The 25529-nt window shown below is 63.1% G+C and carries 26 protein-coding genes; 17 read left to right on the top strand and 9 right to left on the bottom strand.

Translation table 11 applies throughout. From position 1 onward, the window contains the following. Nucleotides 1–2: 2 nt before the first annotated feature. From NKH59_RS25295 to lpxK, 3 genes are read left to right on the top strand one after another with little or no spacing between them, the layout of a single operon-like run. The gene (locus NKH59_RS25295; RefSeq protein WP_023717166.1) at nucleotides 3–782 is read left to right on the top strand and encodes a lysophospholipid acyltransferase family protein; all 780 of its coding nucleotides are present in this window, start codon (nucleotides 3–5) and stop codon (nucleotides 780–782) included. Next, complete coding sequence (gene waaA / locus NKH59_RS25290; RefSeq protein ID WP_352474386.1) at nucleotides 779–2095, top strand: lipid IV(A) 3-deoxy-D-manno-octulosonic acid transferase; 1317 nt, start codon at nucleotides 779–781, stop codon at nucleotides 2093–2095. Before NKH59_RS25295 ends, waaA begins: the two co-directional genes overlap by 4 nt. Before the next feature lies 1 nt (nucleotide 2096). Continuing rightward, nucleotides 2097–3125 carry a tetraacyldisaccharide 4'-kinase gene (lpxK, locus tag NKH59_RS25285; protein ID WP_352685490.1) on the top strand — a complete coding sequence of 343 codons (1029 nt, stop codon included), beginning with the start codon at nucleotides 2097–2099 and terminating at the stop codon, nucleotides 3123–3125. A 246-nt stretch (nucleotides 3126–3371) separates the two neighbouring features. Here the strand turns inward: lpxK and NKH59_RS25280 are convergent, their stop codons facing one another. Both NKH59_RS25280 and NKH59_RS25275 read right to left on the bottom strand, forming a co-directional pair. Further along, the gene (locus NKH59_RS25280; protein WP_031211156.1) at nucleotides 3372–3605 is read right to left on the bottom strand and encodes a DUF2093 domain-containing protein; all 234 of its coding nucleotides are present in this window, start codon (nucleotides 3603–3605) and stop codon (nucleotides 3372–3374) included. Between the two features lie 284 nt (nucleotides 3606–3889). Then, a complete protein-coding gene (locus NKH59_RS25275; protein ID WP_353023437.1) occupies nucleotides 3890–4816 on the bottom strand; it encodes a LysR family transcriptional regulator in 927 nt (308 codons plus the stop codon). 90 nt (nucleotides 4817–4906) lie between these two features. Here NKH59_RS25275 and NKH59_RS25270 point away from each other — a divergent pair, with 90 nt between their 5' ends. Continuing rightward, entirely contained in the window at nucleotides 4907–5800 is an 894-nt protein-coding gene (locus NKH59_RS25270; protein ID WP_352474383.1) for a DMT family transporter, read from the top strand. A 203-nt stretch (nucleotides 5801–6003) separates the two neighbouring features. Here NKH59_RS25270 and mutL read toward each other — a convergent pair whose 3' ends face one another. Then, nucleotides 6004–7854: a DNA mismatch repair endonuclease MutL gene (gene mutL / locus NKH59_RS25265; protein ID WP_353023435.1), complete on the bottom strand. Its 1851-nt coding sequence runs from the start codon at nucleotides 7852–7854 to the stop codon at nucleotides 6004–6006. An 88-nt stretch (nucleotides 7855–7942) separates the two neighbouring features. Continuing rightward, the gene (locus tag NKH59_RS25260; protein ID WP_353023433.1) at nucleotides 7943–8845 is read right to left on the bottom strand and encodes a LysR family transcriptional regulator; all 903 of its coding nucleotides are present in this window, start codon (nucleotides 8843–8845) and stop codon (nucleotides 7943–7945) included. Between the two features lie 103 nt (nucleotides 8846–8948). Between NKH59_RS25260 and NKH59_RS25255 the strand changes: the two genes are divergently transcribed. Beyond that, the gene (locus tag NKH59_RS25255) at nucleotides 8949–9938 is read left to right on the top strand and encodes a zinc-dependent alcohol dehydrogenase family protein (RefSeq protein ID WP_353023431.1); all 990 of its coding nucleotides are present in this window, start codon (nucleotides 8949–8951) and stop codon (nucleotides 9936–9938) included. 171 nt (nucleotides 9939–10109) lie between these two features. Here NKH59_RS25255 and NKH59_RS25250 read toward each other — a convergent pair whose 3' ends face one another. Further along, nucleotides 10110–10319, bottom strand: coding sequence for a hypothetical protein (locus NKH59_RS25250; protein WP_352820506.1), 210 nt, complete (start codon nucleotides 10317–10319; stop codon nucleotides 10110–10112). 128 nt (nucleotides 10320–10447) lie between these two features. On the opposite strand from NKH59_RS25250, the gene NKH59_RS25245 reads away from it, so the two are divergent. Together NKH59_RS25245 and NKH59_RS25240 are read left to right on the top strand one after the other, a co-directional pair. Continuing rightward, nucleotides 10448–10861 (top strand): hypothetical protein, encoded by a 414-nt coding sequence (locus NKH59_RS25245; RefSeq protein WP_352820508.1) that lies wholly within the window; start codon nucleotides 10448–10450, stop codon nucleotides 10859–10861. Beyond that, the gene (locus NKH59_RS25240; protein ID WP_353023429.1) at nucleotides 10842–11357 is read left to right on the top strand and encodes an ImmA/IrrE family metallo-endopeptidase; all 516 of its coding nucleotides are present in this window, start codon (nucleotides 10842–10844) and stop codon (nucleotides 11355–11357) included. Before NKH59_RS25245 ends, NKH59_RS25240 begins: the two co-directional genes overlap by 20 nt. A gap of 76 nt (nucleotides 11358–11433) precedes the next feature. On the opposite strand, the gene NKH59_RS25235 is transcribed toward NKH59_RS25240, so the two are convergent. Further along, on the bottom strand, nucleotides 11434–12336 hold the full coding sequence (locus NKH59_RS25235) for a LysR substrate-binding domain-containing protein (RefSeq protein WP_352820510.1): 903 nt from the start codon (nucleotides 12334–12336) through the stop codon (nucleotides 11434–11436). Between the two features lie 92 nt (nucleotides 12337–12428). On the opposite strand from NKH59_RS25235, the gene NKH59_RS25230 reads away from it, so the two are divergent. The 6 genes from NKH59_RS25230 (at nucleotide 12429) to NKH59_RS25205 (ending at nucleotide 18909) form a co-directional block, all read left to right on the top strand. After that, nucleotides 12429–13979 (top strand): trimethylamine methyltransferase family protein, encoded by a 1551-nt coding sequence (locus NKH59_RS25230; protein ID WP_352569798.1) that lies wholly within the window; start codon nucleotides 12429–12431, stop codon nucleotides 13977–13979. A 41-nt stretch (nucleotides 13980–14020) separates the two neighbouring features. Continuing rightward, nucleotides 14021–15670, top strand: coding sequence for an ABC transporter substrate-binding protein (locus tag NKH59_RS25225; protein ID WP_353023428.1), 1650 nt, complete (start codon nucleotides 14021–14023; stop codon nucleotides 15668–15670). Nucleotides 15671–15775: 105 nt separating this feature from the next. Beyond that, the gene (locus tag NKH59_RS25220) at nucleotides 15776–16255 is read left to right on the top strand and encodes a DUF3828 domain-containing protein (RefSeq protein ID WP_352542343.1); all 480 of its coding nucleotides are present in this window, start codon (nucleotides 15776–15778) and stop codon (nucleotides 16253–16255) included. 4 nt (nucleotides 16256–16259) lie between these two features. Further along, complete coding sequence (locus NKH59_RS25215) at nucleotides 16260–16817, top strand: hypothetical protein (protein WP_352473625.1); 558 nt, start codon at nucleotides 16260–16262, stop codon at nucleotides 16815–16817. An 11-nt stretch (nucleotides 16818–16828) separates the two neighbouring features. Beyond that, nucleotides 16829–18013 (top strand): mandelate racemase/muconate lactonizing enzyme family protein, encoded by a 1185-nt coding sequence (locus NKH59_RS25210; RefSeq protein ID WP_352473626.1) that lies wholly within the window; start codon nucleotides 16829–16831, stop codon nucleotides 18011–18013. 110 nt (nucleotides 18014–18123) lie between these two features. Continuing rightward, on the top strand, nucleotides 18124–18909 hold the full coding sequence (locus NKH59_RS25205) for an alpha/beta hydrolase (RefSeq protein ID WP_353023425.1): 786 nt from the start codon (nucleotides 18124–18126) through the stop codon (nucleotides 18907–18909). Between the two features lie 14 nt (nucleotides 18910–18923). Here NKH59_RS25205 and queF read toward each other — a convergent pair whose 3' ends face one another. Next, complete coding sequence (gene queF / locus NKH59_RS25200; protein WP_023674394.1) at nucleotides 18924–19385, bottom strand: preQ(1) synthase; 462 nt, start codon at nucleotides 19383–19385, stop codon at nucleotides 18924–18926. A gap of 113 nt (nucleotides 19386–19498) precedes the next feature. Here queF and NKH59_RS25195 point away from each other — a divergent pair, with 113 nt between their 5' ends. Continuing rightward, a complete protein-coding gene (locus NKH59_RS25195) occupies nucleotides 19499–21544 on the top strand; it encodes an oxidoreductase (RefSeq protein WP_353023423.1) in 2046 nt (681 codons plus the stop codon). Nucleotides 21545–21684: 140 nt separating this feature from the next. Here the strand turns inward: NKH59_RS25195 and NKH59_RS25190 are convergent, their stop codons facing one another. Beyond that, nucleotides 21685–22092 (bottom strand): hypothetical protein, encoded by a 408-nt coding sequence (locus NKH59_RS25190; protein WP_023674396.1) that lies wholly within the window; start codon nucleotides 22090–22092, stop codon nucleotides 21685–21687. A gap of 117 nt (nucleotides 22093–22209) precedes the next feature. On the opposite strand from NKH59_RS25190, the gene NKH59_RS25185 reads away from it, so the two are divergent. The 3 genes from NKH59_RS25185 (at nucleotide 22210) to NKH59_RS25175 (ending at nucleotide 23412) form a co-directional block, all read left to right on the top strand. Then, a complete protein-coding gene (locus NKH59_RS25185; protein WP_352473629.1) occupies nucleotides 22210–22635 on the top strand; it encodes a MarR family winged helix-turn-helix transcriptional regulator in 426 nt (141 codons plus the stop codon). Between the two features lie 79 nt (nucleotides 22636–22714). After that, a complete protein-coding gene (locus NKH59_RS25180) occupies nucleotides 22715–22957 on the top strand; it encodes a type II toxin-antitoxin system Phd/YefM family antitoxin (protein ID WP_352473667.1) in 243 nt (80 codons plus the stop codon). A 17-nt stretch (nucleotides 22958–22974) separates the two neighbouring features. Further along, entirely contained in the window at nucleotides 22975–23412 is a 438-nt protein-coding gene (locus tag NKH59_RS25175) for a type II toxin-antitoxin system VapC family toxin (protein ID WP_352774950.1), read from the top strand. Between the two features lie 11 nt (nucleotides 23413–23423). Here NKH59_RS25175 and NKH59_RS25170 read toward each other — a convergent pair whose 3' ends face one another. Continuing rightward, complete coding sequence (locus NKH59_RS25170; protein WP_353023421.1) at nucleotides 23424–25496, bottom strand: putative bifunctional diguanylate cyclase/phosphodiesterase; 2073 nt, start codon at nucleotides 25494–25496, stop codon at nucleotides 23424–23426. Between the last annotated feature and the right edge of the window lie 33 nt (nucleotides 25497–25529).

Raw genomic sequence — 25529 nt, 5'->3', positions numbered from 1 at the left:
CGATGAACCATGAAGCGGTCAAGCGATCAGCCCCGCGGTCGGCGGTCAGACGTCGCAAGCCGAAGACGTTCTGGCGCAAGATCCGCGAACCGCTGGCGCAGTCGCGATTCGTCAAGAATGCGCTTGCCGCGCTGTTTGCGTATTTCGTCCGCCTTGTCCGCTTGACCAACCGCATGGTCGACGGATCGGCCAAGTTTTCCGGCGGCGCCTATGCGCAGCTCGAGCCTGGCATCATCGCGCTCTGGCACGGCCAGCACCTGCTGACCCCGGCCTACTATCCCAAGGGACGGCCGCTGGTTGCCATGGTATCGCGCAGCGCCGATGCCGAGCTCAACGCGCTGATGGTCGAGAAATTCGGCATCGAGGCGGTGCGCGGCTCTGGCGGGCGCGAAAGCGCAAGGCATCTCGACAAGGGCGGGGCCAAGGCGCTCATCGCCCTCAAAAAGTCGCTCGCCACCGGCAAGAATGTCGCCATGATTGCTGATATTCCCCACGGCACGCCGCGCGATGCGGGGCTCGGCGTCGTCCTTCTGGCGCGGCTGTCCGGCCGGCCGATCCTGCCTGCCGCGATAGCCACCAGCCGCCGCAAGGTGATCGAGGGCAGCTGGGACAAGACGACGATCAACCTGCCCTTCGGCCGCTCCTCGATCGTCGTCGGCACGCCTGTCTTCGTGCCGGCCAACGCCGACGCCGCCGAAATGGAACGCAAGCGCCAGGAGGTCACGGCCTCGCTTAATGCCGCGACCGCCGAGGCCTATCGCCTTGTGGACGGTTCGAAATGAGTGTGCGCTGGGCGCGCGCCTTCCTGACCGCATACCGTTTCGCGGGGGCGGCCGCCTACCCGTTGGCCGGGCCTTATGTCGCCTGGCGCACTTCCAGAGGCAAGGAGGATCGCATTCGCCGGCGCGAACGCTACGGCGTCGCCGGACGCGAGCGCCCCGAAGGCCCGGTGATCTGGATCCATGCAGCCAGCGTCGGCGAGACCATCGCCGTCGTGCCGCTGGTCGAGAGCATTCTCGATTACGGCGTCAACATCGTGCTGACGACGGGCACGGTCACCTCGGCGCAGGTCGCCGAAGAACGGCTGGGCGACCGCATCATCCACCAATATGTGCCGCTCGACCTCAAGCCGGCGGTCAGCCGCTTCCTCGACCATTGGCAGCCGGACCTGGCGATCATCGCCGAATCGGAGATCTGGCCGATGACCATCCTGGAACTCGGCGCCCGCCGCGTGCCGCAGGTTCTGGTCAACGGCAGGCTGTCCGACCGCTCCTTCAAGTCGTGGAAGAAGCGCGCCAACATTGCCGAAGCATTGTTCGAAAATCTCGCCCATGTCGTTGCCCAGTCGGACCTCGATGGCGAGCGCTTCCTTTCGCTCGGCGCCAGGCCGGTCACTGTGTCCGGCAATCTCAAGGTCGACACCGCGCCGCCGCCGGCCGACGAGCGGGCACTGGCGGCGCTGAAACGCCAGATCGGCGGCCGCCCGACCTGGGCGGCGATCTCGACCCATGACGGCGAAGAGGCGGTCGCCGCCGAAGTTCACGCCATGCTGCACAAGCGCCACCACGGGCTTTTAACGATCATCGTGCCGCGCCATCCCGATCGCGCCGGGCAGCTGGCCGCCCAGATTTCCGGCATGGGCCTGAAGCTGGCGCAGCGCAGCAAGGGCGACAGGATCACCGCCGACACCGATATTCTGCTCGGCGACACGATCGGCGAGATGGGGCTTTATCTGAGGCTGACGGAAATTGCCTTTGTCGGCCGTTCGCTGACTTCCGAGGGCGGCCAGAACCCGCTGGAACCAGCCATGCTGGAGACGGCAGTGCTTGCCGGCCGCAACGTCCAGAATTTTCGCGAGGCCTATCAGCGCCTGCTCGATAGCGGCGGCGCCAAGCTGGTGCGCGACCGCGATATGCTGGCCGGCGCCGTTAATTTCCTTTTGACCAACGAGGCGGCCCGCCATGAGATGATGGCGGCGGGTGCGGCGACGGTCGACGAGATGCGCGGTGCGCTGGCGCATACGCTCAGGTCGCTTGAGCCCTATATCCAGCCGCTGGTCGTCAAGTCGCGCCTGAAGGGCGCGAACGGGCGCTGACGTGACCTCGGAAGCGCCGCCCTTCTGGTGGGAAGAGCCGGACTGGCGGGTCACGGCGCTGTCGCCGCTCTCCGCCGTCTATGCGCTTGTCGCCGGTCGCCGCATGCGGCACGCGCCGCGTGAAAAGGTCGAGGCGCCGGTGCTCTGCGTCGGCAACTTCACCGTCGGCGGCACCGGCAAGACGCCGGTGGCGATCGCGCTGGCCGAGCAGGCCAGGCGCATGCAGCTTAATCCGGGTTTCCTGTCGCGTGGCCATGGCGGCTCCTTCGCGCAGCCGCATATCGTCGATCCGCACCACGATGCCGCCAAGCATGTCGGCGACGAGCCGCTGCTTCTGGCCGAACACGCCCCGGTCGCGGTGACGCCGAACCGGGCCGCCGGCGCCAGGCTTCTGCTGGAGAAGCTCGGCTGCGATTTCCTGATCATGGATGACGGTTTTCAGAGCGCGCGCATCCACATCGACTATGCGCTCGTCGTCGTCGACGCGCGACATGGCATCGGCAATGGCCGCGTCATCCCCGGCGGGCCGCTGCGGGCAAAGATCGTCGACCAATTGGTCTTCACCAGCGCCTTGCTGAAGATGGGCGAGGGCACCGCGGCCGACACGGTCGTGCGCCAGGCAGCGCGCGCCGGCAGGCCGATCTTCGAGGCGCACACTGCCCCGAGCAGCAAGGTGACGCTGGCCGGCAGGCGTTTCCTGGCGTTCGCCGGCATTGGCCATCCCGACAGGTTTTTCGACACTGTCCGCGAGGCCGGCGGCGAGCTTGCGCTGACCAAATCGTTTCCTGACCATCATTTCTATGGGGAGGACGAACTTGCCGAATTGGCGGCGACGGCGCGTAAAGCCGGGCTTGGCCTCATTACCACCGCCAAGGACGCTGCCCGCCTGCGTCACGGCGCGGCGCCGCCGGAATTCCTCGACGGGCTCGATGTGCTGGAGATCGACACCGTCTTCGAGCTCGACCATGTGCCGCAACGCATCATCGACGAGACGCTGGACGCCTGGCGGCAGCGCCGGCTTAAAGGCTGACCAGAGGCTTGAGCACCGAGGCAATGCGGGACTGGAATTTGCAGCTTTCCGCCGGTCGAACGTATTTTGTTCTTGCTTTGTGCCGGCAGCTATGCTAGTAATTTGGGTATGGTGATGATTCGCCGGTGACCCGCCCTCGAGGCGGGTTTTTTATTTCAAGATAGCCTCTAAGGTTTCGGTGTTGCCGGCCTGACGCCGCGGCAGAGGGCGCAGGATCGCAACGGGGCGGCTTCCATTTGCGCTGGACTAGCGTCGGCGGCGCAGTTCCGGATGCGCTTCGATCTCGCGGCGCAGCGAGGCGGCGGCGTTCACATAGGGTTCCTGCCTGGCGACACTCCAGTATTTGAGCTCGTCGAGCGGGATGCTCTCGCCGGTCACCGCGCAGCGCACGAAGGCGCCGGGGCTGGTCACCTGGAAGTCGCCGTCGAGATAGCGGATGCGGGCTTCCTTGCCGCCGGGTCCTTCGAAACGGTTCATCATGGGGTGGTGCCGAAATTCATGACGATGTCATCGCCACAAATTGCGGCGAGGTCAAGCTTGACGTTGATGACGGCCGATCTCCCCCCTTGTGGGGGAGATGTCCGGCAGGACAGAGGGGGGCGCTGTCCCGCGGACCTCTCAATCGATTGCGATTGCGTCCTCAGCTTGTTCTCGGCTGGTCTCAAAGTTAGCGAGCTAGCGATCCTTCGCGCCCCTCTCTGCCCTGCCGGGCATCTCCCCCACAAGGGCCCACAAGGGGGGATATCAGCGCTTGTCCGTCGCTCCTAGCTCTCTACCTCAAGGAACTCTTCGATCTTCTCCGCTGGCAGCCCGGCCTGGACCGCGATGCGCCGGGCGAGTTCGGCGGCGGCGGCGCGCGGGCGCCCCAGCGGCCGGTCGAGCCAGTAAGATATCGGGCTTAGCGCACTGCGCTCGTCTACGGCGACGATGCGGCCCGATTTCAATTGGTCCACCGTCAACGGCGGACGTGCCAGCGCAATACCGAGCCCGTGCGCGGCGGCGTCGAGCACGAGGTTGTAGTCCTCGAAACGGCGGTCGTGCGGCCGCGGCCGATAGTCCATCTCCTGCGCCGCAAACCAGGCGCGCCAGGCTGAAGCGTCGGAATCATTGATCACCGGAAATTCGAGCAGTCGGGCGGGATCTCCGCGACCGATCTCCCTGGCCAGTCCCGGCGAGGCGACCGGGAACACATATTCTTCGAAAAGCTGCACCGAGATCCGGCCCGGAATGCGGCCGCGCCCGCAGCGGATCGACAGGTCGATGCCCTCGTCGGCAAGATCGCCTTGGCGGATGTCGACGTCGAGCACTATACGCAGCTTCGACGGGTGGTTCTCCAGCGCCGCCATACGCGGCATCAGCCACAGCCCGCTGACCGAAGGGATCGAGGTCAGCCGCACCACCGCCGTGCCGCGCGGCTCGACCCAGCGATCCGAATTGCTGGCGATCAGGGCAAAGGCTTCGGTGGTGCGCAGATGCAGCCGGTTGCCCTCGATGGTCAGCGAGACGCCGCGCGCGCCGCGATCGAAGACTTTCAGCCCGAGCCAACCCTCGAGCTTGGCGATCTGCCGGCTGACGGCGCCGTGAGTGATGTTGAGCTTCTCGGCCGCCGCCGAAAAGCTGCCGGTCCGAGCCGCGGCGTCGAAGGCGCGCAGCGTTTCGAGCGGCAGCATCGGGTCTACGCTGTGATCCATAGTCACATGTGATCCTCGATTTGTTCGTTTGTCAACCGACCCGCAATAGCGTTTCTCTACTTCATGGCATTGGATCGCGAGGACACCCAGATGAGCGCTTACACCGGCACGTTGAATACGACACAGCGCATGGATGCCACGGCTGCCATCGCGGTGGCGCTGACGGTGGTCGGCTGGGCCTCCGCCTTTCCGGCGATCCGCGCCGGCCTTGCCGCTTTCGGGCCGCTGGAACTTGGCGCGCTGCGCTTTGCCATCGCCGCGGTTCCGGCGGCGATCTTCCTCGCGGTCAAGCGGCCGGCGCTGCCCAGGCTCGATGAACTCTGGCGCTTTGTCTTCGGTGGTGCCGTCTTCGTCGCGCTCTACACGGTGATGCTCAATTTCGGCGAGCTGACCGTTTCGGCCGGTGCGGCCGGCTTCATCATCAATGTCAGCCCGATCTTCACCGCCATCATGGCCATGGCGCTGCTCGGCGAACGCTTCTCGGGCCTCGCCTGGGCCGGCACATTCCTGTCCTTCGCCGGTATCGGGATCATCGCCATGGGCGAGGGGCAAGGGCTGCATTTCAACAATGGTGCGCTGCTTGTCCTCGGCTCGGCGCTGTGCTCGGCCGTCAACACCATCGTCCAGAAGCCGCTGTTTGCCCACCATCACCCGCTGACGATCTCGGCCTCGAACATGGTGCTTGGCGCGCTCTGCCTGTCGCCGTTCCTGCCGAGCGGTCTGGCGCAGGCGGCGGTCGCCGACACCGCCGGGCTCGGCGCCGTCATCTTTCTCGGCATCGTACCCAGCCTGATCGCCTACGCTGCCTGGGCAACAGCGCTTTCCCGCCTGCCCGCGGCGCGTGCCTCGAACTTCCTCTATCTGGTGTCGCCGATGGCGACGCTGATCGGCTTCTTCTGGCTGGGCGAGGTGCCGACGCTGCTTGGCATCTTCGGCGGCGCGCTGGCGCTGGGCGGCGTCATCGTGGTGAATTTGAAGAGGTGAGCAAAGGGTTTGGGGCTGTGCCTGACTCGAAAAGAGCCGCTGTACAGCGGCTCTTTTCGTACCCCCCCCGCTGCTTCGCAGCGACTCTCCCCACAAGGGGGAGGGTAAGCTCCTCGCGAGGCGTCGGCGGCTGGGCTCCCTACCTCCCCCTTGTGGGGAGGTCGGACCGAAGGTCCAGGTGGGGGCTGCGCCCTGCGAGTTTCTTATCGCCGCCCGAACAACCGCTCGATATCCGCCAGTTTGAGCTCGATGTAGGTCGGGCGGCCATGGTTGCAGGTGCCGGAGCCCGGCGTCGCCTCCATCTGCCGCAGCAGCGCATTCATCTCTTCCGGTTTGAGCAGGCGGCCAGAGCGCACCGAGCCGTGGCAGGCCATGGTCGCGGCTATTTTGTCCAGCCGCTCCTTCAGCGTGTCGACCGTGTCGTTGTCGGCGATCTCGTCGGCGAGATCGCGCACCAGCTGCTGGACGTTGGTCTCCCCGAGCATCGACGGCGTCTCGCGCACCGCGACGGCACCGGGGCCGAAGCGCTCGATGCCGAGGCCGAAGCGGGCCAGCGTCTCGGAATGCCTGGCAAGCCGCTCGGCATCCTCCTCCGGCAGATCGACAATCTCGGGCAACAGCAGCATCTGCGACGGCACCGCGCGTGAGTGGAGGGCGTTCTTCAAGGCCTCGTAGACCAGCCGCTCATGCGCCGCATGCTGGTCGACGATGACAAGAGAATCCCTGGTCTGGGCGACGATATAATTCTCGTGCACTTGCGCGCGCGCCGCGCCCAGCGCCGTGCCGAGCAGCGTTTCCGCCGCTTCGTTTTGCCCGGCGCGCGCATCGGCGCTGTGCAGCGGCCCGGCGTCGAAGGCCGCCTGCTCGTCCTCGCCGAACCCGTCGCCCATATTGAGCGGCCGCTGCGGCGAACGGGCAGGATCGAACCCGGAAAAGCCCGATGCCCGATAGGCGGCCTCGTAGCTGCGGTGACCGTTGGCCGGGCCGCCATGCGCATAGGATGCGGCGCCTGGCCGGAACGCCGCCATCATGCCGGCGGCCCCGGTGGTGGCGGCGCGGATGCCGGCATTGGCCAGCGCTTCGCGGATAGCGCCGACGATCAGCCCGCGCACCAGCCCCGGGTCGCGGAAGCGCACGTCTGCCTTGGCCGGATGGACGTTGACGTCGACGATCGCCGGATCGAGCGTCAGGAACAGCACGGTGACGGCATGGCGGTCGCGCGGCAGCACGTCGGCGAAGGCGCCACGAATGGCGCCGGCGATCAGTTTGTCACGCACCGGACGGCCGTTGACATAGGCGTATTGCTGCAGCGCGTTGGCGCGGGTGAAGGAGGGGACCGAGACATGGCCGGCGAGATGCACGCCGTCCCGCATCGCGTCGATGGCGATCGCATTGTCCGGAAAGTCGGCGCCCATCACCTGCGCCACCCGGCGCAGCCGGCCTTCCGGGCTGTCGTCGGTCGCCGGCAGTTCCAGCGTCGAGCGGTCCGGGCCGGCCAGGGTGAAGCGCACGGCGGGAAAGGCGATGGCGATGCGCTTGACCACGTCGCCGATGGCCGTGCTTTCGGCGCGCTCGCCCTTCATGAATTTGAGCCTTGCGGGCGTGGCGAAGAACAGGTCGCGCACCTCGACCGTGGTTCCGCGATTGGCCGCCGCCGGCCTGACCGCGGAGACGCGGCCGCCGTCGATGCCGATCTCGGCGGCGTTTTCACTGGACGCGGTGCGCGAGCGGATCGACAGCCGCGCCACCGAGCCGATCGACGGCAAAGCCTCGCCGCGAAAGCCGAGCGAGCGGATGTCGTGAATGTCGTCGGCGAGCTTGGAGGTGCAATGGCGCGCAATCGCCAGCGCCAGTTCCTTTTCCGGAATGCCCGAGCCGTCGTCACTGACGCGGATCAGGTTCAGCCCGCCGCCGGCGGTGACGATCTCGACTCTCGCAGCGCCTGCATCCAGCGCGTTCTCGACCAGTTCCTTGACCACGCTTGCCGGACGCTCGATGACTTCACCGGCGGCGATCTGGTTGATCATCGTTTCGGAAAGCTGGCGGATCGGCATGGGGCACTATAGGCGGATTCGTGGTCGATGCGGGAGGGCGGAATTGAGGAAATCCACGCAGCTGATCGCGATTGGCCGCTCGTGCACTTCAAGTCATGAGCTTGGGCAGCGCTGCCGCCAGTGCATCGACGGCAAGGCGGACTTTCATCGGCAGGTGAGGCGTCTGCAACCACAGCGCATGGGCGTCATAGAGAAACCGTGGCTGTTCCGGCAGCAGCGGGACAAGTACGCCCGCCTGAATGCGCTCGCGAACCATCCAGTATGGCAGCCAGGCGAGCCCCATGCCGGCGGCCGCGGCATCGGCGATAGCATCGAGATCGTCGAGCCGCAATCTGCTGACGGGCCTGACCTCAATCGCGGGGTGGCCGTTGCGCGGAAACAGCCACGGCTGAACGGCACGCCCGGAACGGCGGTAGATGATCGCGTGATGGCTGCCGAGGTCATCTATTTGCTGCGGCCGGCCGTGCCGGTCGAGATAGGACGGCGACGCGCAGACGAGCATGTGCTGGCGCGCGATGCGACGTGCCATTACCCCGGCCTGGTCCTCCAGGTCGCCCGTTCTAATGGCAAGATCGCAGCCGTCCTCGGCGAGGTCGGCGAGGGCGTCGCTGAACGACAGGTCAAGTTCCAGCGCCGGATATTGCTGCGCAAGCCCGAACAGGATCGGGGCAACGCAGCGCCGGCCGAAATGCACCGGCATGAGGACGCGCAGCTTTCCGCGCGGTTCGGCAAGCTGGTCGGCGGCGAGTGCATCCGCGGCCTCCGCTTCGGCAAGCACCAGCCGGCAGCGTTCATAATAGGCGCGCCCGAAATCGGTCAGGCTTTGGCGGCGCGTCGTCCTGTTGATGAGGCGCACGCTCAGGCGCTCCTCGAGAAACCGGACATGCTTGCCGACCATCGGCCCGGACAGATCGAGAGCCGCCGCCGCGGCCGCGAACGAGCCCAGGTCGACGGCTTTGACGAACACGGCCATGCTCGTAAGGCGATCCATATTCAAAACCCACAGTTTCTGCTGATCTACTCAAGCGGCTATTTATCCGCCTGATGAGCGCTGGTATAGCCGATTCAGTTCAAATATTTTGGAGTTGTGACCGATGGCACGTGTCGTTCGCTTTCATGAGCTCGGTGGTCCCGAGGTCCTGCGCATCGAGAATGTCGACATGCCTGCGCCTGGGCGGGGCGAGATCCAGATCCGTGTCAAGGCGTTGGGCCTGAACCGGGCCGAGGCGTTGCTGCGTTCGGGGACCTACATCCAGACCGCGCCGTTGCCTTCCGGTCTTGGGCTCGAGGCGGCGGGTATCGTCGAGATGGTCGGCGAAGGCGTGGACGGGTTTGCGCCTGGCGATGCCGTCAGCATCGTGCCGCCATTATCGATGGCCCGCTGGCCTGCCTATGGTGAGATTGCCACATATCCCGCCGAGTTCGTCGTCAAGCATCCACCATCGCTGAGTTGGGAAGAAGCCGCCGCAGCGTGGATGCAATATCTCACCGCCTACGGTGCGCTGATCGACATTGCCAACCTCCAAAGCGAGGACTTTATTGTCATTACCGCGGCCTCGAGCAGCGTCGGACTTGCCGCGATCCAGATCGCCAACATGATTGGCGCGACCCCGATCGCGGTCACACGGACGTCCGCCAAGAAGCGGGCTTTGCTTGAGTTCGGCGCGGCCCACGTCATCGCCTCGGCAGAGGAGGACCTGGAAGCCAGGTTGAAGCGAATCGCCGGCCCGGACGGCGTGCGCGTGGTGTTCGATGCCGTCGGCGGCCCGATTTTCAAGCCTCTGACGGCGGCGATGGCACCGGGTGGCATTCTCATCGAATATGGCGGCTTGAGCCTCGACCCGACACCCTTTCCACTACCTGCAGTGCTGGCAAAGACACTGACGCTGCGCGGTTATCTCGTCCATGAGATCGTGCGCGATCCGGTCCGGCTGCAGGCCGCCAAGGCGTTCATCCTTGACGGACTGAGCTCGGGTTCGCTGAAGCCGGCAATCGCCAGAACCTTTCCGTTCGACCAGATCGTCGAGGCGCACCGCTATCTCGAATCGAACGAGCAATTCGGCAAGATCGTCGTGACGGTTTGACGACCATTATTGCGGATGTACATGTAAGACTGGTGCCAACATGCTAGTGCATGAATCAGAACGATTTCGACACGCGCACGGCATCCGAGATGGCTGGAATGTCCCCGGCCGGTTGTACGGCATCTGAGGCGGCTGGACTGGCTCCGGCCTCTTGCACCGCTTCTGAGGCTGCTAGCGTCTTTGCGCCATCATCTTATAGAAACCATCGAAAAGGCTCACCAAGCGTTCGATATTGTGATCGATTGCTGAGAGCGATACAGCGATGTGCTCGATAGCTTCCGTTTGCCGTTGGTCGGTTGATAGCTTGGTGGCGACTTCGAGCGAAGGTCTAAATGGCCTCACTACATCTTGCGGTCCGGATTCCTTGATATCTATCGTCATTTCATGCCCCTCCGCTGGTTAACTCAGAAAATACTAACCTGAGTCGCCGGTTTCCCTGCCTCTATTCCCATCTGTTCACAATTTGTAGATAATGGGCGTAAGTGACACCACATGAGTCGGGAGGCAACGTGTCGGATTGGTCGTTTATTTCGATCACCGTGCCGTCCGATCGGATCGATGACGCGATTGCCCATCCCGATGCATTACAGATCGCATATGACGTCGGCGTTCTGGAACTTCTCGGGATAGCGCTTTCAATTCTAGGCGTGGCCTTAGTCTTGATTGGATTTGGCGCGTACTTTTCTATCCGGCGATCTGCTCAGCAGGCCGCCAGGGATGTGGCGCACAAGAACGTCCCTGAGTCCGTCCAAGAACACATTCGAAAGGATGGCTTCGCCGTTATAAAGGAGGTTCTGAAGGATCCGCAGGCGTTGGCTGCTCTTCAGGCTCAGATGGAAAGACTTGGACTTACAGACGTTACGGATGCAGGCGATGTGGAAGGGAACATTTTGGACGCGTACAATGGCAAACCCAGTCGATAAACTCGATACCTACATTGACGAGGTTCCGGTGCGCATCGAGGATGCCATCCGGGACTTGGGGATCAAGCTTGTCATGAATGCTGCGCTGCCGCCCGATGTCTCGGGTCAGATTAAGCTCCTTGATGACGGTACATATGAGATTTCGTCCGCTGCGGGAGAGCCTATCACCCGCCAGCGCTTTACGATTGCGCATGAACTTGGGCATTACATATTGCACAAGGGGATGCTGGGTAAGGGTGTGAATGACGACACAAAATATCGAACGCTGCGCGACAGCAATCTTTATAACAGCCAAATCGATGATGTTCACGAACGTCAAGCTAACAGCTTCGCGGCAAATATCTTAATCCCCGAAGCGACGATAAGGCACAACATTGGCTGGTATAAGTTCGTTTCGGAGGCTGCCCGAGTCTACAACGTCTCCAAATCCTCCATGCGATGGAGGCTGAACAATCTGGGGCTACTAAATTCGAAAGTTATTGATGACACGACATGATGGGGTGCGGAGCATCGCTTCGACCGATTTCTCTAAAGAGATGGCTACCAAGCCCGCACTTATTGTTGGGATAGCCTCACGCCTGCGCCGCCAGCCAGTCCCGCACCTTGCGGGCGTTGTCGCTGAGTTCGCGGTTCTTCGACCAGATGACATGAAAGCCCTTGCCGGTCGTCATCGCGTGGCCGGTGACGCGCACCAGCAGCCCTGATGCCAGCAGCCGCTCGGCGAGGTGACCCCAGCCGAGCGCGATGCCTTGCCCTTCCATGACTGCCTGGATCACCAGCGCATAGTCGTTGATGCGCAAGCCGCGTCCGGCATCGGCGATGTCGACACCGGCCGAGGCGAACCATTCGTCCCAGCTCGCGGCCTCGCGAAACGGCTCTTCGAGATGGATGAGGCGGTGCGATTGAAGGTCCGCGACACCCTCCGGCAGCCCGAACCGTGCCACATAACTAACGCCGGCAACGGGGAATATCACCTCATCGGCCAGCGGCAGCGAATGATAATCCGGCCATTCCCTGGGCTCGCCGCCGCGGACGCCGAGCGGGATGTCTTCGGCGATGATGTCAAGATCGCGGTCGGCGGTCTGGATGCGCAGGTCGATGCCCGGCAATTCGTCGCGAAACTGCTGCAGGCGCGGCATCATCCAGAACGAGGCAAAGGCGGTCGAGGCGGCGAGTGTCACATGCGCGCCGACGGCGATCTGGCGCAGATCCTCCGCCGACTTGCGAATGTGCGACAGGCCGAGCGAGACGTCGGCATGGAAGCGGTCGCCGGCCTCGGTCAGGCTGACTTGCCGGTGGCGGCGCTGGAAGAGTTTGGCGCCGAGCTGCTCTTCGAGCCCACGGATCGCATAGGAGACGGCAGCCTGCGTCATGCCGAGCTCGCGCCCGGCGGCGGTAAAGCTCGACAGCCTCCCGGCAGCCTCGAAAACGATCAGGCTGCCGGCCGACGGCAGCAGGTGGCGCAAGCTTCGCATAAGCTGAGCTTATACAAGAGATCAGGATTTTCCAGCGTCACAGCCGCATTTTGTCTGGCTAGATTGGTCACCAACAGGAATATGGAGCCTTCATGAACGCACCGGCCGTTGAAGTGAGCGAACACACCAACCGCCGCAGCGGCGGCCGCCTGGGGCGCAAGGCGCTGCGGGGCGCACCCATAGCGTCGTTTCCAACCCTGGTCCGTCAGATTCCCGTCTATCAGATGGTCCCGGACGAGGCGGTTGAGCTGATCCACCAGGAGTCACTCTCCATCCTCGAAGAAGTCGGGTGCGAGTTCCGCGACGACGAGGCGATCGCAATGTGGAAGGCGGCGGGCGCCGATGTCTCGGAGACAAGGGTCCGGATCGACCGCGCCCTGCTGATGGAGCTCATCTCGAAGGTCCCGTCGGAGTTCACGCTCAATGCGAGGAATCCCCAGCGTTCCGTACGTGTGGGTGGAAACAACTCCATCTTCGTGCCGATGTACGGAGCGCCTTACGTGCGCGACCTCGACAACAACCGGCGCTACGGCACACTCGCCGACCTCAACAATTTCCACAAGCTCGCCTACATGGCGCCGGCGCTGCATTCGTCGAGCTCGATCATCTGCGAGCCGATGGAAATCGCGGTGCCGAAGCGTCACCTCCACATCATCCATTCGGCGCTGAAGCACTCCGACAAGCCGTTCATGGGCATCGTGACCTCCAGGGATCGAGCCGAAGACACGATGGCGATGGCGGGCATCGTGTTCGGCGAGGATTTTGTCCGCGACAACCCGGTCCTGGTGTCGATCACCAACTGCAATTCGCCGCTGGTGTGGGACGCCACCATGCTGGACGCGATGAAAGTCTATGCGCGCCACAACCAGCCGCTGATCCTCGCCCCCTTCGCCCTTTGCGGCGCCTCGACTTCGGCCTCTGCCGTCGGTGCGGTCGCGCAGGTCAATGCCGAAGCGCTGGCGGGCGTCGCGTTCACACAGCTCCTGCGTCCGGGTTCGCCGCAGATCTACGGACAGTTCATGGTGACGGTCGACATGAAGACCGGCGCTCCCATGGGCGGCACGCCGGAGGCGGCCCAGATGATGTATCTCATGGGCGCGCTGGCGCGGAAGTATCGTCTGCCGTGGCGCACGTCCGGTTTCCACGTCGGCTCGAAGCTGAACGACGCCCAGGCGGGCTACGAGGCGAACATGCTGATGCATGCCGCCATCCTTGCCGGCGCCAACTACATCTGGCACTCCGCCGGTTGGCTCGAAGCCGGCCTGACCTGCGGCTATTCGAAATTTGCCACCGACTGCGAGCAGCTTGTCGGCTGGTATAAATATGCTGGCGGGCTGCCATTCGACGATTTCAAGGAGGCTATGGCGGCTATCCGCGAGGTCGGACCGCAGGGCCATTTCCTCGGCACCCAGCACACGCTTGAACATTTCGAGTCCGCCTTCTTCATACCGAGCATCATGGACTTCAATTCATTCGAACAGTGGAAGGCGGAAGGAGCAAAGGACCACGACACCCGCGGCCGCGAGAAAGCGCGCAACATGCTCGCCGATTATGAGGAGCCGAAGCTCGATGAGGGCATCGCCGATGGTCTCAAAGATTTGATTGCGCGGCGCGAGGAGAAACTGCCGGACAGCGTTAGTTGATCACGGGCGAAGACCCGATGCGAACCATAAGGGAGGAAAAAATGACACTCTTCAGAAGCAACGGCGATAGCGTACCGAGCGCCATCGAAGCAATGGCCAGCGAGGCGCGCGCCGGTCGCGTCGACCGGCGGGAGTTTCTGGCCCTGGCAAGCGCTTTCGGCGCATCGACGGCCCTTGCCTACGGCATGATTGGACTTGCCGTGCCGGAGCGGGCTTTGGCTGAAGAGCCGAAGAAAGGCGGAACGCTGCACGTTTCGATGTCGGTGAAGGCGCAAAAGGACACGCGCACCTACGACTGGGTGGAACTTGCGAACATTTCACGCTGCTGGCTCGAGCCGCTTGTCCGCTACACCCGCCAGTTCACATTCGAGCCGGTTCTGCTCGAAGGCTGGGAGGTCAACGACGACGCCACCGAATACGTGCTGCATGTGCGCAAGGGCATCGCCTGGAACAACGGCGATGCTTTCAACGCCGATGACGTGGCCTACAATCTGACGCGCTGGTGCGAGAAGGCTGCCGCCGGCAATTCGATGGCCGCGCGCGTCGGTGCGCTGATCGATGCAAAGACCGGCAAGGCCAGGGAAGGGGCGATCACCAAGGTCGACGACAACACGGTGAAGCTGAAGCTGAACGAACCGGACATCTCGCTGGTCCCGAACTTCACCGACTATCCGGCGCTGGTGGTCCATCGCAACTTCGACGCCGACGGCGCCAATCCGATTGAGAAGCCGATTGGCACCGGGCCGTTCGAACTGGTGTCTTATGCGGTCGGCCAGAAAGCGGTCGTCAAGCGTCGTGAGAATGGCAAATGGTGGGGCGGTGAAGCGCTTCTCGACGGCGTCGAATTCATCGACTACGGAACCGATTTCAACGCCTCGATAAATGCATTCGACTCCGGCGAAATCGACCTCAACTTCGAGACGCCGGCCGACTTCATAGACATCCTCGACAAGATGGGGCTGGTCAAATCGGAGGTCGCGACAGCGACCACGCTCGTCGCCCGGACCAACATCACGAACAAGCCCTATGACGACAAGCGGGTTCGCAACGCCCTCCAGATGGCCGTCGACAACAAAGCGGTGCTCGAACTTGGCTACGCCGGGCGAGGCACTGTTGGTGAAAACCACCACGTCAGCCCGATTCATCCGGAATACTACGCGCTGCCCAAGAAGACACGCGACGCCGCGGGCGCCAGGAAGCTTATGGCCGATGCCGGGCAGGACGACTTCGAGCATGAACTGATCACCGTCGAGGACGATTGGCAGAAGAACACCGGCGACGCTATTGCCGGCCAGTTGCGCGACGCCGGGATCAAGGTGAAGCGCACCGTGCTGCCGGGATCGACATTCTGGAACGACTGGACGAAATACCCCTATTCGATGACCATCTGGTACATGCGCCCGCTTGGTGTACAGGTGCTGGCGCTCGGCTATCGCACCGGCGAGGCCTGGAACGAAACCGGCTACTCGAACCCTGATTTCGACGCCAAGCTCAAGCAGGCTCTTTCGCTCATCGACGTGGAAAAGCGCCGCGAGGTCATGAAGGATATCGAGCAGATCCTGCAGGATTCGGGCGTCATCATTCAGCCGTTTTGGCAGAAGCTGTTCAGCCACATGAACGAGAAGGTGAAGAACTACGGTGTCCACCAAACCTTCGAGATGGATCTCCAGAATGTCTGGCTGAACGCCTGAGTTGCCAGCAGAGGACGCGTTGCAGGATTTCATGGACCGCAAGAAAGCCGACGGGCAAAATGCGTGGTACTGATAGCTTCCGTCAGTGAACAATCGGGGACACCCATGAAACTGCCACTTTTTGTTGCCGCGCTTTCGATGGCCGTGCCGGCGGCCGCGTTTGCCGGCCCTGCTGCCAACGCCGTGAAGTTCTTTTATGTCCCGTCGGTCAAGTTCGAGGCCGATGCGCAATATCGCGACCGCTTCACCGCACCGGTGACGAAACTGTTCGAACTGAACGACAATGCGGCAAAGAACCATCCGGATGAAGTTCCCTGCATCGACTTCGCCCCTGGTCTCGATGCGCAGGACTATGACGAGAAGACCGTGGCCAAGACGCTGACGCTGGCCGAAACGCTGGATGGCGACAGCGCCGAGGTGACGGCGACGTTCAACCTTTTTCCGGAAGGCGATGGTTCCAAACGCGAAATGGTCTGGTCGTTGAAGAAGATCGACGGCCAGTGGAAGGTCGCCGACATTACCTCGAAGACCAGCGGCTGGACCCTGAGTGCGCTCGAATGCCTGGCCGGGCAGTCGCCGGAGTGATGCCGTGCTTCGCTGCCGTCCCTGGATTTTGGCGACTGCGTGCCTGCTGGCCGGATTGAGCAGCGCCGCCGCTCAAGGCCTGTTCGGCGCGCCACCCGCAAACGCGCCGGCCGACAGTGCGGCACCTCCGCCGGCAGTTTTGCCGCCGGCAGAAAACGCGCCGGCCGCAGCCGAGCAGCCGGGCTCGCCGACCGCGGTAGTGAAGCCGTTCTACGAGCATGCCGGGCTCGAGGTCGATCCGGCTCAGCGGGGCCATTTCACCGACCCGGCAAAGTCGGTGCTGGACAAGAGCGACGCGCTGCGGAAGTCGGGGCAGGGCGAGTGCCTCGATCCCAACATGGCGCTCGACAATTCCGAATACGAAAAGGCGGAGATCGACAAAAGCCTGAAGACCATCGAAGCGATCAAGGGCGACGAGGCCAAGGTCGTCGTCGCTTTTGTCGTCTCCGGCAATCCGCACCGGCTGGAATGGAAGTTCAAAAAGATCGATGGCGACTGGAAGATATCGGACCTGCTCTCGGTGACCGGCGAATGGGCGCTAAGCCAATACCAGTGCGAGTGAGAACGGAACCGATGAAGATCACCAACGTCCGCGTCACCCACGTCAACGTCCCGCTCGATGCTCCGTTCTGGTGGACGGCTGGTCTCTACGGCGGCGCCTCGAAATCGATCATCGAGGTCGAGACGGACGAAGGCGTGGTCGGACTGGGCGAGGCGCCATGGTGGCATTTCGGCGAGGTGATCAAGGCCGAGATCGCGCCGGCGCTGATTGGCGCCGATCCGCTCGACATCGCCGACTGCGAGGCGCGCTGTGTGCCGCCCTGGCAGATCACCGCCAACACCGGCGAGAATGCAGCCACGGTGGCGTTCGGCGCCGTCGAACTGGCGCTGTGGGATATAAGAGGCAAGGTCTTCGGCATGCCGCTCTACAAGCTGCTCGGCGGCGCGGTGCGCAAGGACATTCCGTTTTCGGAATATTTCGCCTTTCGCCCCGCTCACGGCGGAGCCGGCGGCGAGATGACCGCCGAAGCGATCGTCGACTACTGTCTCGGCATGCGAGAACAGCACGGCTCGACGATTTTCGAGGGCAAGCTGATCATGGGCGATCCCGAGCTCGAGATCAGGACAGTGCGCATGCTGCGCGAGGCGCTTGGCGATAAAGCGCAGATCAAACTCGATTCCAACATGCAGTGGTCGCTGACCACAGCGCGCTGGGTACTGCGCGAGATCGAGCCGTTCAACATCCGCAACTACGAGGATCCGGTCGCGACCTTCGAGGAGATGGCTGCGCTGCGCCAGCATTCGCGCATTCCGTTCTCGACGCACATCCCGGATCTCAGACGGGCAGTCGCGCTCGGTGCGCCGGATTACTTCGTCTGCAATTTCGCAGCACTCGGCGGATTGTCGAAAACTCTGAAATTCATCGCCGCCTGTGAGGCGATGGGCAAGGGGTTCTGGTGCTATTCGAACGATCTCGGCATCATGACATCGGCTTATCTGCACGTCGTGGCGGCGACACCGTGGATCACCGAGGCGTCGCAGTCGTTGTTTCGCTGGCAGATCGGCGATGTCATCAAGGACGGTCCTTTCCGCCAGACGGGCAATACGGTGCGCGTGCCGGAGGGTGACGGGCTGGGCGTCGAACTCGATCCGGCGGCAATGAAACGTTGGTCAGCGCACTTTGCCGAACACGGGCCGATGCACCATTTCAGCGACCCGAACAGCCCCAGCCGCTACCGGCGGCTGCCGCTCAACTGATGCGAAGTGCACGTGACCGATCGATGAGAAGAGGTCCTGTCGTGGTTGCTTTATTCGCGGCGGTTTGCGTCCTGGCCTGCGCTGTCACCTGGGAGGCAGGAAGCCGCGCGGTGGCCCGCGTGCCTCAGCAAAGCTTCACGCTGCCTGTGGGGTTACCGGTGGAGCGCATCGTTCTGAAGCGGGAGGGCGCGCCCGACCTTGCCGGTTGGGTGGCGGATCGGCAGGACAGTTGCGGAACAATCGTGCTGTTACACGGACGCGGTTCAAACAAGCTGGCCATGGTTCCAAGAGCGAAGCTGCTTTTCGAAAGCGGCTACTCGATCGTGCTGTTCGATCTGTCGGGACATGGCGAAAGCGGCGGCGATATCAGAGGCTTTGGTTACATCGAACGGCAGGACGCCAGCCGCATCCTCGCCTTTGCCCGGCAACGCTTCGCCGGTCGCAAGGTGGCGGCCATCGGCTCGTCGCTCGGTGCGGCTGCTTTTGTATTTGGCGCTCAGCAGGAGCATGCCGACGCCTATGTCCTGGAGCAGCTCTACGCGACTTTGCTGGAAACCACGGCGTTGCGAGCGCCCTTGCCTATGTTGCGCGACGTACAGGCGACCATCCTCTTGGCGCAGATGCAGCTCCGCCTTGGCTTCGGGGTAGATGATGTCAGGCCGGTCGATCGCATCGGCGCGATTGATCGGCCGATATTGCTGCTAGCAGGCAATTCGGATCCGTTTGTCGCTCGCAGCCAGACACTGGCGTTGAAAGATGCCGCAGGCGCTGCCGCAAAGCTGGTCTGGTTCGACGGCGCGCGGCATGTTGATCTCTATCGCTATGACCAACAGCGATACCGCGACGCGGTGATGCCTTTCCTGGAGACCAACCTGTGCCGGACCGGGATCAGGTGAGCCGCTCCGTCCGATCAGCCGCGCCCGCGATAGGGGGCGACGCCGGTGTCGGGCAGCCACACACCTTCCGGCGGCGCGCCAGTTTGCCAGAACACGTCGATCGGAATGCCGCCGCGCGGATACCAGTAGCCGCCGATGCGCAACCACAATGGCTTGGTCGCGGCGATGATGCGGCGGCCGATCATGACGGTGCATTCTTCGTGGAAGGCGCCATGGTTGCGAAACGAGGTCATGAACAGCTTGAGCGACTTCGATTCCACCAGCAGCGCATCGGGTGCGTAGTCGATGACGATATGGGCGAAGTCCGGCTGGCCGGTGACTGGGCAGAGCGAAGTGAATTCCGGGCAGGTGAAGCGAACGATGGCCGGCGGGCCGTCGCCGCGCGAAAACGGGACGGTTTCCAGGACTGCCGCTTCAGGGCTCTGTGGCGCCTCGACGTTGGTGCCGAGCTGGGTGAGGTTTTTCGTATCGGTCATGAGCAGGTTCCTTGCTGCATGTCGCCCAAAACTGCGCAGCGATTTTGGGACAGCGACATGCGTAAAAACAAAATTTGCCGCTCATTAGCACAATTTGAAACAGCAGGAAGACGATGACCAGCAACGACCCGCTCCTCCAGCCCTATCAGCTCAAGCATTTGACGCTGAAGAACCGGGTGATGTCGACCAGCCATGAGCCGGCCTATTCCGAGGACGGCATGCCGAAGGAACGCTACCGGCTCTACCATGCCGAAAAGGCCAAGGGCGGCATGGCGCTGACCATGACCGCCGGTTCGGCGATCGTCTCGCGCGACAGCCCGGCCGCTTTTGGCAATCTGCATGTCTATGACGACCGCATCGTGCCATGGCTCGCCGAGCTTACCGATGCCTGCCACGAGCACGATTGCAAGGTGATGATACAGATCACCCATCTCGGCCGCCGCACCGGTTGGAACAAGGCCGACTGGCTGCCCGTGCTGTCGGCTTCGCCGGTGCGTGAACCGGCCCATCGCGCCTTTCCCAAGACTATCGAGGACTGGGATATCGAGCGCATCGTCACCGACTATGCGGCGGCCGCGCAGCGCTGCCAGGCTGCCGGCCTCGACGGCATCGAGTTCGAAGCCTACGGCCATCTGATGGACGGTTTCTGGTCGCCGGCCACCAACCAGCGCGACGACGATTTCGGCGGCTCGCTCGACAACCGGCTGCGCTTCACCGGAATGGTGCTCGACGCAGTGCGTGCCGCGGTCGGCGAGAAGTTCGTTGTCGGCATCCGCATGGTCGCCGACGAGGATTTCGAGAAAGGCCTATCGAAACAGGAGGGCGTCGAAATCGCCAGGCGGCTGGCCGGCTCCGGCAAAGTCGATTTCCTCAACATCATCCGTGGCTCGATCGAGACCGATGCGGCGCTGACAAAAGTCATCCCGGTGACCGGCATGCGGTCGTCGCCGCATCTCGACTTTGCCGGCGAGATCAGGGCGGCGACGAAATTCCCGACCTTCCATGCGGCGCGGATTTCCGACGTCGCCACCGCGCGTCACGCCATCGCCACCGGCAAGCTGGACATGGTCGGCATGACGCGTGCCCACATTGCCGACCCGCATATCGTCAAAAAAGTGATGGAGGGCCGCGAGCACGAGATCCGGCCTTGCGTCGGCGCCACCTATTGCCTCGACCGCATCTATGAGGGCGGCGAGGCGCTGTGCATCCACAATGCGGCGACGGGCCGCGAGGCTGATATCCCGCATATTATTCCGAAAACCGAGGGACCGAAGCGGAAGGTGGTCGTCGTCGGCGCCGGCGCCGGCGGGCTGGAGGCGGCGCGCGTCGCCGCCGAGCGCGGGCACCAGGTGACGGTGCTGGAAGCATCGAGCCAGGCCGGCGGCCAGGTGCGGCTGGCAACGCAAAACCCGCGCCGCAAGGAATTGATCGGCATCATCGACTGGCGGCTGGCCGAACTCGACCGGCTGGGCGTCGAGATCCGCTACGACAAATGGGCGGAGACGGACGACGTGCTGGCGCTGTCGCCGGACGTGGTGGTGATCGCCACCGGCGGCCTGCCGCAGAACCCGCCTCTGACGGCGGGCGACGATCTCGTCACCTCGAGCTGGGACATCATGGCCGGCAGCGTCAAGCCGGCCGAGAACGTGCTGCTCTATGACGACAACGGCGGCCATCAGGGCATGGGTGCCGCCGAACTGATCGCCAATAGCGGCGCCAGGCTGGAGCTGGTTTCACCAGAGCGCTTCTTCGCCCCGGAAATGGGCGGCATGAATCATGTGCCCTACATGCGCGCCTTCCAGGAAAAGGGTGTCACGGTGACCATCAACACACGGCTACGTTCTGTGCGGCGTGAAGGCAACCAGCTGATCGCCGAGCTCGCCTCCGACTTCGCCGATGGCTGGCGCGGCGAGCGGCGGGTCGACCAGGTGGTGGTCGAGCACGGCACGCTGCCGCTCGACGATCTCTACCTGGCGCTGAAGCCGCTGTCGAAGAACGCCGGCGCGATCGATTACGAAAAACTGATCAATGGCGGCGACATCTTTCCTGCGCGCAATCCGCAAGGCGGTTTCGTCGTCTTTCGCATCGGCGACGCGGTAGCTTCACGCAATATCCACGCTGCGATCTATGACGGCATCAGGTTCGGCTTGCGAATCTGAGGAATATTTTGGATTGATTGGTGGCGCGCAGCCGAACCTCCGTACGGAGAGCCACCACGGTACGTCGGTCCGGTCTGCGCGCCGCGCACGCCGCCGGCCATCGCCGGGCACCGTACGATCTTGCGATTGCGGCAGGACGTTCAAAACATCCTGGCGGTGGCCATGCAGAACACGGTGATGACCAGCAGGCCGCCGGCGATGCGTTCGCCCTTTGTCATCTTGGCGCGCAACTGGGTTTGCTTCGCCGCATCAGCGCCGGCCAACTGCCTGCTGGCGGAACCCACCAGCGCGCCCTGAACCCCGGCGGCGATTAACGCCGTCAAGATGCCGAGCGCCAAGACCTTCTCCATCGAGCCGAAAGAGCCGTTGTGGAAGAAATACCACAGCAGCAAGCCGGTGAGGAAAACCACGCCGGCTGCGCCCATTTGCGGCCGGAAGAAACGTTCCGCCCTGATCTCCGGTTCGCGGGCGACCGCGATGGTGGTGCCGGCCCAGAACACGCCCGCCATGACGTGAAGGCCGAGGACGATGATGTAGACATATTGCATGACCGCATTTCCTCTCTTGCCCACCGCCAGGCATATCGATAGATATCAAATGATTAGATGTCAACGCATAAGCTCGAGCCGGTTCCATAGGCTTTGCCCTTGTTCTAGTGTCGGATCATGACGCCCTTTGACCGCCCGCCGATCGGGATGAATCTCGCGCGCACCGCCAAGCTGGTTGCGCAGGCTTTCGACGCCGCCTTGGTCGAGGCAGGCGGCACGCTGCCGGTCTGGGTCACGTTGCTGTCGGTCAAGTCGCGGGAGCTGGCCAATCAACGCGAGCTCGCCGGCATGATCGGCATCCGGGGCGCAACGCTGACCCACCACCTCAACGCCATGGAGACGCAAGGCCTGCTGATGCGCCGCCGCGATCCCGAGAACCGCCGGGTTCACCAGGTGGAGCTGACCCAAGCCGGAGAAGCGCTGTTCCTGCAATTGCGCACCGCCGCGTTAGCCTTCGACAAGCGGCTGCGGAAAGGACTGTCCGACGACAGGCTGGCAGAGTTTGCACAGGTGCTGGCCGCGTTGCGGGCCAATGTCAGTTGATACCGATTGGACCGCAACCCTTGTTCCAAGCCGTCTGCAATGTTATATGACCATGGTAGTCATATGCGAGGGTGGCAACATGCGCGAAATTCAGTTGAAAGACGCCAAGGCGACGCTTTCGGCAGTCGTCGATCAGGCAGTTGCAGGAGAGCCTGCCATTATCACACGCCACGGTCGGAAGCAGGCCGTCATCCTGTCGTTCGAAGATTATCAGCGGCTGTCTCGGGTGCCGAGCTTCGGGCGGCTGCTGGCGGCTTTTCCCGGGGACAAGGACGACATTCCGCCTCGTTCCCGTAAGCCGGCTCGCAAGGTTGCGTTGTAGCGCGGCGACCAGCCCTGATGTTTCTGCTGGACACCAACATCATCTCGGCAATGGCTCCAGCCAGGAAGGTTGATCGGGCGGCGCTGATGGCATGGCTCGATATGGCGAGCGAATACCTGTTCCTATCCGTTGTGACTGCGTCCGAAATCGCGGCGGGGATAGCGAAGGCGGAGCGCGACGGCGCGACCACAAAGGCCGCGCTGCTACGCGACTGGTGGCAGGCAGTCGAGCACCTTTACGGGGCAAGGATTCTGCCCTTCGATTTGCGAGCCGCGCATGCCGCGGGTTCTATTCTTGATCGCGCAAGGGCTCATCGGCCGGGATTTGAAGATATAGCGATTGCTGCTACGGCCGAGCTTCACGGCCTGGTGATACTGACGGATAACGAGCGTCATTTCGCACCACTTGGGGTGCCGATGCTCAATCCGCTGAGAAACCTGCCGCCATTGCAGTAGTTCCGACTTTCCTACGCCCGGCAGCCCTGCAGCACCGTCAGCCTGGCCTTCTTGGGCGTTCGCGCCACCAGCCATTCGCGCACGCTGTCCGGCGGCATCGGGAAAGCGATGGAATAGCCTTGCACCTGGTCGCAGCCGATCGCCATCAGCGAGTCGAGCTCGGCTTCGGTTTCGGCGCCCTCGGCAACGATCGAGATGCCGAGACCGCGGGCGAGCTCGGTGAGGGCACGCACGATCTTGGTGTTGCCGCTGTTCTCGTTGATGTTCTGGACGAACCGGCGGTCGATCTTCAGCCGATCGATCTCGTTTGGATTGACATGGCTGAGCGATGCGTAGCCGGTGCCGAAATCATCGAGCTCAAGATGGATGCCGGCGGCGCGGATGTGCCGCAGCTTTGCCGCGATACCGGTCTTCTCATCGTCGAGAATGACGGATTCGACGATCTCCAGCGACAGTTTGTGCGCTGGCAGGCCAGCCCTCTCCAGCATGTCGAACAGGAAGACTTCGAAATCTGTCTCGCGCAGCTCCGAGCCGGATACATTGACGGCGATCCGTCCGAAGGCGATGCCTGCGCGGTTCCATTCGGCTGCTTCGTTGATCGCCTTGGCAATGACGATGCGGCCGATCTCGGACATCAAGCCGCATTTTTCCGCGATCGGAATGAACTCGCCCGGCGCGATCATGCCGCGCCCGGCGTGTCTCCAGCGAACCAGAGCCTCGATGCCGCTGATGGCGCCGTTCGACAGCGACACCTGCGGCTGGAAATAGACTTCGAACGCCTTCTCGGAGATGGCGGTCCTGATGTCGAGCTCGAGCTGCTTGCGATAATCGAGTTCGCGTCTCAGCTCCTCGGAGAAGAACGACAAGCTGCCGCCGCCCTGCTTCTTGGCGGAATACAGCGCCAGATCGGCATGGACGAGCAGGTCCTGAGCATTGTCGGCATCGATCGGGTAGACCGCAATCCCGGCACTTACGCCCGGATGGATCGTCGTTCCCCGGAAAATGATCGGCTCATTGAGTTTGGCCAGCATGCGCCTGGCGACGATATCGATGTCCTCGGTGCTGCCGGCGTCGTTGAGGACCACAACGAATTCATCGCCGCCGAGACGCACGTTGAGATCCGACGTACGGCACGAATCACGCATGCGCTGCGCAGCCGCCACCAGCACATAATCGCCGGCGGCGTGGCCGAACGTGTCGTTGATCTGCTTGAACCGGTCGAGATCGAACTGCACCACGGCAACCCGTTCACGCCGTCGCTGCGCGGCATTGATCAGCGTGTCGAAATGCTCGGTCAGGAAGGTGCGGTTGTGCAGGCCGGTCAGCCCGTCATGCACGGCGATAAAGGCCATGGAATTGCGCGCATCGACCAGCTCGCGCGTCCTGCGCAGGATGGCATTCGACATTGGCCTGAAAATGAAAAGCGCCACCAGCACGATGACGCCGATGGTCGAGTAGAACAACGTGCGGTTAAGATCGAGAAGTGTTTCGGATCGCTGGTCTGCAAAGGCGCTGATGCGCTGGCCAAGTGCGGCATAGCCCGACAATGTGGCGTTGGCAACGGAAGCGTTCAGGTTGACGCGCTCCTCTCCGCCTTTGTAGCCACCATTGCCGGCCATGTTGAGCCGCGATTCGAATGACGAGATCAGGCGTTCGCCGTTGGCGATAAGCCCGACCGAGAAATAGTCGAGATGGTACGGCTTGGCGAAAAGCACGCTCTCGATCGATTTCGGATCGAACCTTGCCGGCGACGCCGGATCGGCGGCGGTCCGTTCGAGCAGCAGATCGTAGTTCTTCTCGAACTCCACCGTCGCTTGCTTGAGCGCGCTGACCAGGGCCGGCTGCTGGTCGCGTGAGGCGGTACCGGTCGCGCCGGCAAGGAAGACGATGCGCTGCGATAGGGCTTTTTGTGTGCTGACCACATCGAGCAGTGCCTGGTTGTGCTGCTGGGCCGCCATCATCTGCTGCAGCAGGATGAAGGAGGCCACGACCATGGCGGCGATGATCAGCAGAGCCAGCCAGTAGCCGGATTTGATCAGGAGTATGAGCCTGCCCGAAACGGCGTGCACCGGCTGCTGTGACATTTTCTGAGGCGGCCCTCTCGCCAACGAATTCTT

This window comes from Mesorhizobium sp. M0998 (assembly GCF_040318885.1).
GTDB lineage: Bacteria > Pseudomonadota > Alphaproteobacteria > Rhizobiales > Rhizobiaceae > Mesorhizobium.
This window is presented reverse-complemented; position numbering and strand designations above follow the sequence as displayed.

Coding starts and splice junctions, on each gene's coding strand:
- NKH59_RS25190 (WP_023674396.1), bottom strand. CDS start 22,092: ATGCAATATGTCTACATCATCGTCCTCGGCCTTCACGTCATGGCGGGC.
- NKH59_RS25270 (WP_352474383.1), top strand. CDS start 4,907: ATGAGCGCTTACACCGGCACGTTGAATACGACACAGCGCATGGATGCC.
- NKH59_RS25235 (WP_352820510.1), bottom strand. CDS start 12,336: ATGCGAAGCTTGCGCCACCTGCTGCCGTCGGCCGGCAGCCTGATCGTT.
- NKH59_RS25175 (WP_352774950.1), top strand. CDS start 22,975: ATGTTTCTGCTGGACACCAACATCATCTCGGCAATGGCTCCAGCCAGG.
- NKH59_RS25250 (WP_352820506.1), bottom strand. CDS start 10,319: ATGACGATAGATATCAAGGAATCCGGACCGCAAGATGTAGTGAGGCCA.
- NKH59_RS25170 (WP_353023421.1), bottom strand. CDS start 25,496: ATGTCACAGCAGCCGGTGCACGCCGTTTCGGGCAGGCTCATACTCCTG.
- NKH59_RS25220 (WP_352542343.1), top strand. CDS start 15,776: ATGAAACTGCCACTTTTTGTTGCCGCGCTTTCGATGGCCGTGCCGGCG.
- mutL (WP_353023435.1), bottom strand. CDS start 7,854: ATGCCGATCCGCCAGCTTTCCGAAACGATGATCAACCAGATCGCCGCC.
- NKH59_RS25180 (WP_352473667.1), top strand. CDS start 22,715: ATGCGCGAAATTCAGTTGAAAGACGCCAAGGCGACGCTTTCGGCAGTC.
- NKH59_RS25195 (WP_353023423.1), top strand. CDS start 19,499: ATGACCAGCAACGACCCGCTCCTCCAGCCCTATCAGCTCAAGCATTTG.
- waaA (WP_352474386.1), top strand. CDS start 779: ATGAGTGTGCGCTGGGCGCGCGCCTTCCTGACCGCATACCGTTTCGCG.
- NKH59_RS25260 (WP_353023433.1), bottom strand. CDS start 8,845: ATGGATCGCCTTACGAGCATGGCCGTGTTCGTCAAAGCCGTCGACCTG.
- NKH59_RS25280 (WP_031211156.1), bottom strand. CDS start 3,605: ATGATGAACCGTTTCGAAGGACCCGGCGGCAAGGAAGCCCGCATCCGC.
- NKH59_RS25225 (WP_353023428.1), top strand. CDS start 14,021: ATGACACTCTTCAGAAGCAACGGCGATAGCGTACCGAGCGCCATCGAA.
- queF (WP_023674394.1), bottom strand. CDS start 19,385: ATGACCGATACGAAAAACCTCACCCAGCTCGGCACCAACGTCGAGGCG.
- NKH59_RS25210 (WP_352473626.1), top strand. CDS start 16,829: ATGAAGATCACCAACGTCCGCGTCACCCACGTCAACGTCCCGCTCGAT.
- NKH59_RS25255 (WP_353023431.1), top strand. CDS start 8,949: ATGGCACGTGTCGTTCGCTTTCATGAGCTCGGTGGTCCCGAGGTCCTG.
- NKH59_RS25185 (WP_352473629.1), top strand. CDS start 22,210: ATGACGCCCTTTGACCGCCCGCCGATCGGGATGAATCTCGCGCGCACC.
- NKH59_RS25275 (WP_353023437.1), bottom strand. CDS start 4,816: ATGGATCACAGCGTAGACCCGATGCTGCCGCTCGAAACGCTGCGCGCC.
- NKH59_RS25230 (WP_352569798.1), top strand. CDS start 12,429: ATGAACGCACCGGCCGTTGAAGTGAGCGAACACACCAACCGCCGCAGC.
- NKH59_RS25295 (WP_023717166.1), top strand. CDS start 3: ATGAACCATGAAGCGGTCAAGCGATCAGCCCCGCGGTCGGCGGTCAGA.
- NKH59_RS25240 (WP_353023429.1), top strand. CDS start 10,842: ATGGCAAACCCAGTCGATAAACTCGATACCTACATTGACGAGGTTCCG.